Consider the following 7,657-nt stretch of genomic DNA (forward strand, 5'->3'; position numbering starts at 1 on the left):
AATAGTGCGATATTTTAAACTATATTAATACTTCTATAGTTTTAGAATCAACTTCAACAGCTTTACTTTTTACTATTCTATCTTCTTTTAATTTTACAGCTAACTCTTTATCTGTAATAGCTAAAATTTGAATAGCTAAATATGCAGCATTGATAGCACCTGCTTTTCCTAGTGCAACAGTAGCAACAGGCATTCCTGAAGGCATTTGAACAGTTGAAAGCATAGCATCCATACCATCCATAGCTCCACCCTTCATTGGAACTCCAATAACAGGTTTAGTAGTAGCTGCTGCTAAAGCACCAGCTAAATGTGCAGCCATACCAGCAGCAGCGATAAAGGCAACAGCACCTTTTTCTTCAGCTTCTTTTACATAGTTTTTAGTTCTCTCAGGAGATCTATGTGCAGAAGAGATAACCATCTCATACTTTACATTAAATTTCTCAAATGTATCAGCACAGTTTTTCATTATTTCGTAATCAGACTTACTACCCATAATTATAGAAACAAAATTCATATTTTTCCTTTTATATTTTTATAAATAGTTGCGATTATATCAAAAAAAATCTAATTATTATATAAAGCTAACTCCTTTGATTTTTTAAAATCCTTTTTACCACTTCCAAGCTTTGGTATTTCATCTACAATTTTTATTTTTGCAGGAATCATCAATTTGTTATCAAATTCTTTGACAATATCTTCTTTTAATTTTAAAACCTTGTGTTCATCAACATGGGAAATTAGTAATATGATTTTTTCACCTTTTTTTTCATCTTCAATTGAAGTAATTATAAAATCAACATCAGAATCTTCTTTTAAAACTAAAAGCTTAGATATTTTATCCTCTATAGAAGATAAACTTATCATCTCTCCTCCAATTTTTGCAAACCTAGAATATCTATCTACTATAGTTATAAAGCCATCCTTATCAATTTTTCCTTTGTCTCCTGTAATATAATATAGTTTTCCATCAATTCTTTTTAAAACTTTTGAAGTTTTTATTTCATCTTTTAAATAGCCTTTCATAACCTGAATACCGCATATAACTATCATACCCTCTTCATTGGTTTTAAGCTCTTTAAGAGTGTTGGGGTCAACTATTTTTATAATGGTTCCAGGTATAGGCATGCCAACACTAGCTTTTTTTGAACCAATTTGAATAGAACCATCACTTGCAAGTGTATCAGGAATATTGCAAGCTACTACCGGAGAAGTCTCTGTAGTACCATACCCTTCTAAAATATCTTTTTCAAATTTCTTTTTAAAATCAACTCTTACCTCATCTCTTAATTTTTCAGCTCCTGCAACTACAAGTCTTAAGCTATCAAACATTGTTTTATTTACTTTTGGATTTTTTGTATATAACCTAAAGAAAGTTGAAGTTCCACACATAATTGTTGCTTTATATTCATCAACTAATTTACCCAGACCAAAGCCATCAGTTGGGTCTGGATGAGCTACACATTTTATACCTTCAATCAGTGGTAAAAAGGTAGTTACCACTATTCCAAAAGCATGAAACAAAGGAAGAGAACCAACAATAATATCATCATGTGTTGCATTAATGATTGTAGCTATTTGCTGAGAATTTCCTAAAATATTATCACCACTTAGCTCAATACCCTTTGGTATATCTTCACTTCCTGATGAGAACAAAATCATCACAGTATCATCTTTTTTTGTTTTACTTAAAAATATTGGTTTTAAAATAAATGAAGGTAGAAGTTTAATCATAGCAAAAGTTATAAAAGCACTTGATTTTGATATTTTTTCTTTTACATCTTCAACATAAATAACATCAACTAACTCAAATATCTCTTTTACTTCTATACCTTTTTTCTCTAACTTTTCAATAAACTTTTTAGAAGCAACTAGTGTTTTAATTTCTGCTTGTACAATTGCTTGTTTTATTGAGTTTAGTTCACTTGTATAATTTAGATTTACTACTGTTTTTCCTAACATCAAACAAGAATAATTTATAAAAGCCCCTGCTGCTGTTGAAGGAAGAAGTAAGCCTACATTTTGTCCTTTTATTTGTTTTTCTAACAAATTTTTAAATAAAATTGAGGCGGTTAAAAATTTATTTCCTGATAGATTTACTCCTGTAGAGTCTGCAAAAATCAGATCATTTGATACTGATTTTAATCTATCAAAAATTACTTCGTTTAATGTAGCTAAATTATCTGTATGCTCTTGCCAAGCTATAGTTGACAAGTTTACAATATCCTGTTTTATACTAACAGCATTTGCTTTTGTTTTTTTTACTCTTTTTCCAAAAGATACTGTTACGCTATTTACTTTGTATGAGTCTTTATATTTTTTACTTGCCCTTGAAAAAATTGTTTCCCAAAGACCTCTTATATAAAATGGCACTACTCTTATATCACTAGTTGTTAATTCTAAGATTTTTTCAAACCCTTTTTTAAACTCACCTAAGTGTCCATTTCTAGTAATACTTCCTTCTGGAAAAAGAACTACGATATTTCCCTTATCCAATTCATCTGCAACTATTTTAATCGTATTTTTACTTCCTGTAGTTCCTATGGGTATTGTTTTAAACATCCTTAAAAGCCAATTTAAATACCACTTGTTATAGATTGGCTTATGCATTACAAATTTTACTTCCCTTGGAACTGCCATTAATACTACTGCCCAATCTATCCATGAAGTATGATTTCCAAGTAATAATACCCCACCAGTTGATGGTATGTTTTTTATTCCACTAACTTCTAGTTTATATTTTATTCCAATAACACTTTTTAGAAATAATAGTATTAAAGACTGAGGTAGTTTTATTACAGTGTAAACTGTTCCTATTATTGTAATAAGCAAAATTAAATATATAGTATTGAGTGGGTTTAGATTATAAAAAGAGACAAGGGTTGTCATACATAACATTAAAAACATTGCAACAGAGTGAAACCAGTTATTTCCCGCTAATACTGTTCCTAGTATTTTTTTCTTTGCATTAAATTGAATTAGTGCATTTAAAGGAACGACAAACATCCCTCCAAAGATTCCAAAAAGGAAAAAAGAGACTCCTATAAAAAATGGACTTTGAGCTACGGTTGCTGCATAAATAGTCGTTGCCATTCCTAGTGCTGATAAAGGTATAGTTCCTACTTCTATATAGTGTCTTGAAATACGAGAATAAAGAATAGAACCAACTGCAATACCGATTCCTGATACCCCAATTACTGCATTTATTACAAATACATCAGTAACATTTAAATACTCTTTTGCAAAAGATGGAAAAACTGCCATCATTCCTTGGGAGACTCCCCAAAATACTGAAAGTCCTATAACAGATAAAAATATAACACTATTTGAAGAGAGTACTTTTAAATTTTTGTTTAAAAGTTCTCCTTTAAGTAAAGCAACCTTATCTAAAGTCAACTCTTTATCTCTTTTATAATAGGTATTTACTCTTCTTAAAACTAAAAAAGAGACTATCATTTCTAGAAAAGCAACAGGCAAAATATAATATGTCAAAGGCAATATTGCATATAAGAGTTCCTCTTTTGTATTTAAGAGTTCTAGATGATTGCTATTATAAAAGCCTTCAAAAAAGAAGGAAGCACCTGCTATTGAAAAGAGTATTGCAATTATAGAGATTGCTTGCAGGGCTGAGTTTCCAGTTGATAGATTTTTTTTGCCATATATATCAAGTATTAGTCCAAACTTTGCAGGTGAGTATATGGCACTTTGAGCTGCCAATAAAACCAATACAAACATGGCTAAATAAAAATTTGAAATAACATAAGCAAATATCATAAGAAGTGATAATAAAAAGGAAGAAACAGCCCCATATATCAAAATATTTTTCTTATTATACTTATCTGATAAATATCCACTTAGTGTAAAAAGAAGTATAAAAGGAATAAGAATTAAAGCATTTATAATAGATATCCAAATTACTTGCACACTTCCATCAAATATCTTAAAAGCAATATTTTGTAAAAATATTTTATGGGCAATATCCACAACAACATTACAAAATACTACAAATAAAAAGGCAAATTTTATAATTACAAGATTATTTATTTTACTCATTATTTACTTTTTTTCTTCATTATTTTCATCTAATACTCCATAAGCTTCATTTTGTTTTGAAGTATAAATATTTATGCATAAGAAGTCAAGTTAAACTTGTAAGCGTGCAACCAAGTTGTAACTTTTATTTCTACTCATATATATTAAAACAGTGCTTTTATCTCTTCACTATTTAAAAGTTTACCTGTTGATTTCACTTCACCATTTATCACAAGTCCTGGTGTACTCATAACACCATAAGCCATAATTTTTTCTATATCTTCTACTTTTTCTATTTGAGCAAAAACTCCTGCATCAGCAAGAGCTTTTTTTGCATTTTCTTCCAAGGCTTTACACTTTGTGCAACCTGTTCCTAAAATCTCTATTTTCATTATATCTCTCCAATATGCTCTTTTAATGTATATATATACGTATCTATCTCTAATTCATCATATCTCTCAACCCTAACAGGCATTCGTACAAACTCTGCCCCTTCAAACTCATCTAAATAATCCCAATAATTAATCAAATTTGATGAAGTAAATAAAAACCCATGTACAGTATCTCCATCTGGGTTAAGTCTAATTCCTGGATATCCCATCCCTGCACTCCATCCAGCATCAATCAAAAAGCCTTTTACAGTTGCAGGTACAAATTTACCCACAATTTTTTCCATTACATGGGCATTTGGACAGTTTGGCATAAGTGTACCATAAACAAAAAGTGTCTCAGTCATTATTTTTCAGCTTTAAATAGTTGATAAATAGATGAAAAGTCTTCATCCCCTTTACCTAACATTTTCATTCTAGAAAATAGCTCTTTAGGAATAGCTGCACTATATAGTGGTTGATTTAAACTAAAAGCTAGATTTTGTAGTAAATGTAAATCTTTATTAATGGCATTATTTGAAAAATGTGCTGAAAAGTCTTCATCAATTAGTTTTTGAGTTTTTGCTTTTAAAACTAATGATTGTCCGCCACCAACTCCTAAAATACTTAAAGCTTCTTTCTTATCGATATCACAACTCTCAGCTAATGCTGTACACTCTGCTAAAGTTGTCATAAAAGAACCAAGACAAAGGTTATTGATAAGTTTCATCTTTGTAGCACTTGCAGGTTTTTCTAAATAAAATATCTCTTTTGCTATTTTTTCTAGTATGGGCTTAACACTATCAAAAACCTCTTTTTTACCTGAACTTACAACTGTTAGTTCACCTTTAAGTGCTGGAGCAACACTTCCAAAAACTGGATTCTCTAAATAGTAAGCACCTAAAGTATTTACTGCTTCGTGAAACTTTAAAACATCATCATAATGATTTGTTGTCAAATCTATAATAGTCTTGCCTTTTAATTCTTCACACAAAAGTCCATCTGGCATTGAAAAGATATTATTAACAGCAGGAGAATCAAATAAACACATAAAAATAGTATCACACTTTGATAACAACTCTTTAGGAGAGTTTGCAATCTCATAACCCAAATCTTTTATTTTTTCACTATTTCTATTATATACAATCAGTTCTTCGCCAACATCCCTTAATCTTGATGCGATAGCACATCCAAGATTTCCAAGTCCTATAAAACCTATAGACATATTTTCTCCTAAGTTTTTTATATGTATTATAAGGATATTAAATTAAATAAAGATGATATTTTAAAATTGAATTGAAAGAAGTGTTGAAAAGATGAGTTAACTCATCTTCTCTTTTATTTTAAGTCAGCTAAGATTTTAGCTTTTAGTTTAGGAATTGTAAATCCAAATTGGTCAAATAAATCATTTGCAGGACCAGAAGCCCCAAAGCTATCCATACCATAAACCACATCAGCAAACTTATAATACTCTAGTCCACGTGCAGCTTCTACAGCAAATACTTTTGTATTTGGTTCAATGATTGTATCAATGTATGTTTTGTCTTGTTCTACTAGTAAGTCATAACAAGGAACAGAGACAATATTTGCTATTACACCCTCTTCTTCAAGTGCACATCCAGTTTGAAGAGCAAGCATCAATTCACTTCCTGATGCCATAATTGTAACAGTTGCATTTTCTCTTTTCTTAACTAGATATCCACCATTTGCAACTTCACCAAATGCTCTATCATCTTTTAATACTTTTAGCCCTTGTCTTGAACAAACAAATGCAGAAGGAGCATTTAATTTTAATGCCACTTTCCAAGAAGCCACATTTTCACTTGCATCAGCTGGTCTAAATACATAAAAGTTTGGCAATGCTCTAAATTGTGTTAAATGCTCAATTGGCTGATGAGTTGGTCCATCTTCTCCCACACCTATAGAATCATGTGTCCAAACAAAATGTTGTGGGATACTTGCAAGTGCCGCTATTCTAGCAGCTGGTTTTAAATAATCAGAAAAAACAAAGAATGTAGCAGAGAATACTCTAAATAGTCCATATAAATTCATAGCATTACAAATAGATGCCATAGCATGTTCTTTGATACCAAAGTGGATATTTTTACCACTTGGGAAATCTCCAGCACCTTTTAATTCTGTCTTATTAGATGGTGCTAAATCCGCACTTCCACCCATAAAACCTGGAAGAGCTTGAGATATAGCATTAAGAATTTTATGATTTGAATCTCTTGTTGCTACACTTGAATCTGCTTCAAATTCAGGATAAACAATAGAATCTAAATCTGGATTTTGTAGTTTTTCTATTTTCTCTTTAGACTCATTTGATAAAGAATCATTCCAAGCTTTTTCGCTCTCAGGACCAGTTGTCGTTTTATCAAAAGCAGCTTTTACTTCTTCAGAAACATAAAAAAACTCTTCTGGGTTAAACCCTGCTTTTGTTTTTGAAGCAGCAATTTCATCAGCACCTAAAGGAGCACCATGCGTATGGTGACTTCCTTCCATAGTAGCAGCACCTTTTCCAATAGCAGTTTTTGCTATAATTAGAACTGGTTTAGTTGCACTTTTTGCTTTTGTAAAAGAATCATCAATTTGTGTAAAATCATGCCCATCTATTTCTAATACTTCAAAATCAATTGCTTCAAATCTTTTTTTAACATCTTCACTCCAAGCAATAGAAGTATCACCTTCAATTGTAATAGAGTTTGAATCATAAATAATAACTAAATTATCAAGTCCAAGGTGTCCAGCAGTTGCTGTTGCTTCATAAGATAAACCTTCTTGTAAATCTCCATCTCCACATAAACAAAAAACTTTGTGATTTATTACATCTTCACTTAAAATATTTTTTGCATATTTACTAGCCATTGCAAAACCAACTGCATTTGCAATACCTTGTCCTAATGGTCCAGTTGTAATTTCTATACCATGCGTGTGTCCATATTCTGGATGTCCTGGAGTTTTAGAATTTGTTTGTCTAAAGTTTTTGATGTCTTCAATACTTACATCAAATCCCCAAAGATGTAATAAAGAATAAACTAATCCAGTTGCATGACCACCTGAAAAAACTAATCTATCTCTGTTAAGCCACTTTGAATTTGCTGGGTTTACATTTAAATGTTTGCTCAATACTGTTGCAATATCAGCTAAACCCATAGGTGCACCGGGGTGTCCTGAGTTTGCTTTTTGAACCATATCTGAAGCCAAGAACCTGATTGTATCCGCTTGTTTTTGAAGTAAATTATTTGACATATTTTTCC

General features: G+C 30.9%; 5 protein-coding genes and 1 pseudogene. All 6 read right to left on the bottom strand.

What is annotated here, in order from left to right; translation table 11 throughout:
• Positions 1 to 19: 19 nt before the first annotated feature.
• Positions 20 to 514 carry a 5-(carboxyamino)imidazole ribonucleotide mutase gene (purE, locus tag ACNI28_RS03505; protein ID WP_419765578.1) on the bottom strand — a complete coding sequence of 165 codons (495 nt, stop codon included), beginning with the start codon at positions 512 to 514 and terminating at the stop codon, positions 20 to 22.
• 50 nt (positions 515 to 564) lie between these two features.
• The gene (locus ACNI28_RS03510) at positions 565 to 4,050 is read right to left on the bottom strand and encodes an acyl-[ACP]--phospholipid O-acyltransferase (RefSeq protein WP_419765580.1); all 3,486 of its coding nucleotides are present in this window, start codon (positions 4,048 to 4,050) and stop codon (positions 565 to 567) included.
• A 143-nt stretch (positions 4,051 to 4,193) separates the two neighbouring features.
• Positions 4,194 to 4,421, bottom strand: a complete 228-nt coding sequence (locus tag ACNI28_RS03515) for a thioredoxin family protein (protein WP_419765582.1) — start codon at positions 4,419 to 4,421, stop codon at positions 4,194 to 4,196.
• Complete coding sequence (locus ACNI28_RS03520) at positions 4,421 to 4,765, bottom strand: gamma-glutamylcyclotransferase family protein (RefSeq protein WP_419765583.1); 345 nt, start codon at positions 4,763 to 4,765, stop codon at positions 4,421 to 4,423. Before ACNI28_RS03520 ends, ACNI28_RS03515 begins: the two co-directional genes overlap by 1 nt.
• The gene (locus tag ACNI28_RS03525; protein ID WP_419765585.1) at positions 4,765 to 5,622 is read right to left on the bottom strand and encodes an NAD(P)-dependent oxidoreductase; all 858 of its coding nucleotides are present in this window, start codon (positions 5,620 to 5,622) and stop codon (positions 4,765 to 4,767) included. The genes ACNI28_RS03520 and ACNI28_RS03525 overlap by 1 nt, the downstream gene beginning before the upstream one ends.
• Before the next feature lie 113 nt (positions 5,623 to 5,735).
• Positions 5,736 to 7,652: pseudogene (gene tkt / locus ACNI28_RS03530) on the bottom strand (transketolase); the annotation flags it as partial.
• Between the last annotated feature and the right edge of the window lie 5 nt (positions 7,653 to 7,657).

Source organism: Arcobacter denitrificans (SeqCode) (assembly GCF_048571185.1).
GTDB lineage: Bacteria > Campylobacterota > Campylobacteria > Campylobacterales > Arcobacteraceae > Arcobacter > Arcobacter denitrificans.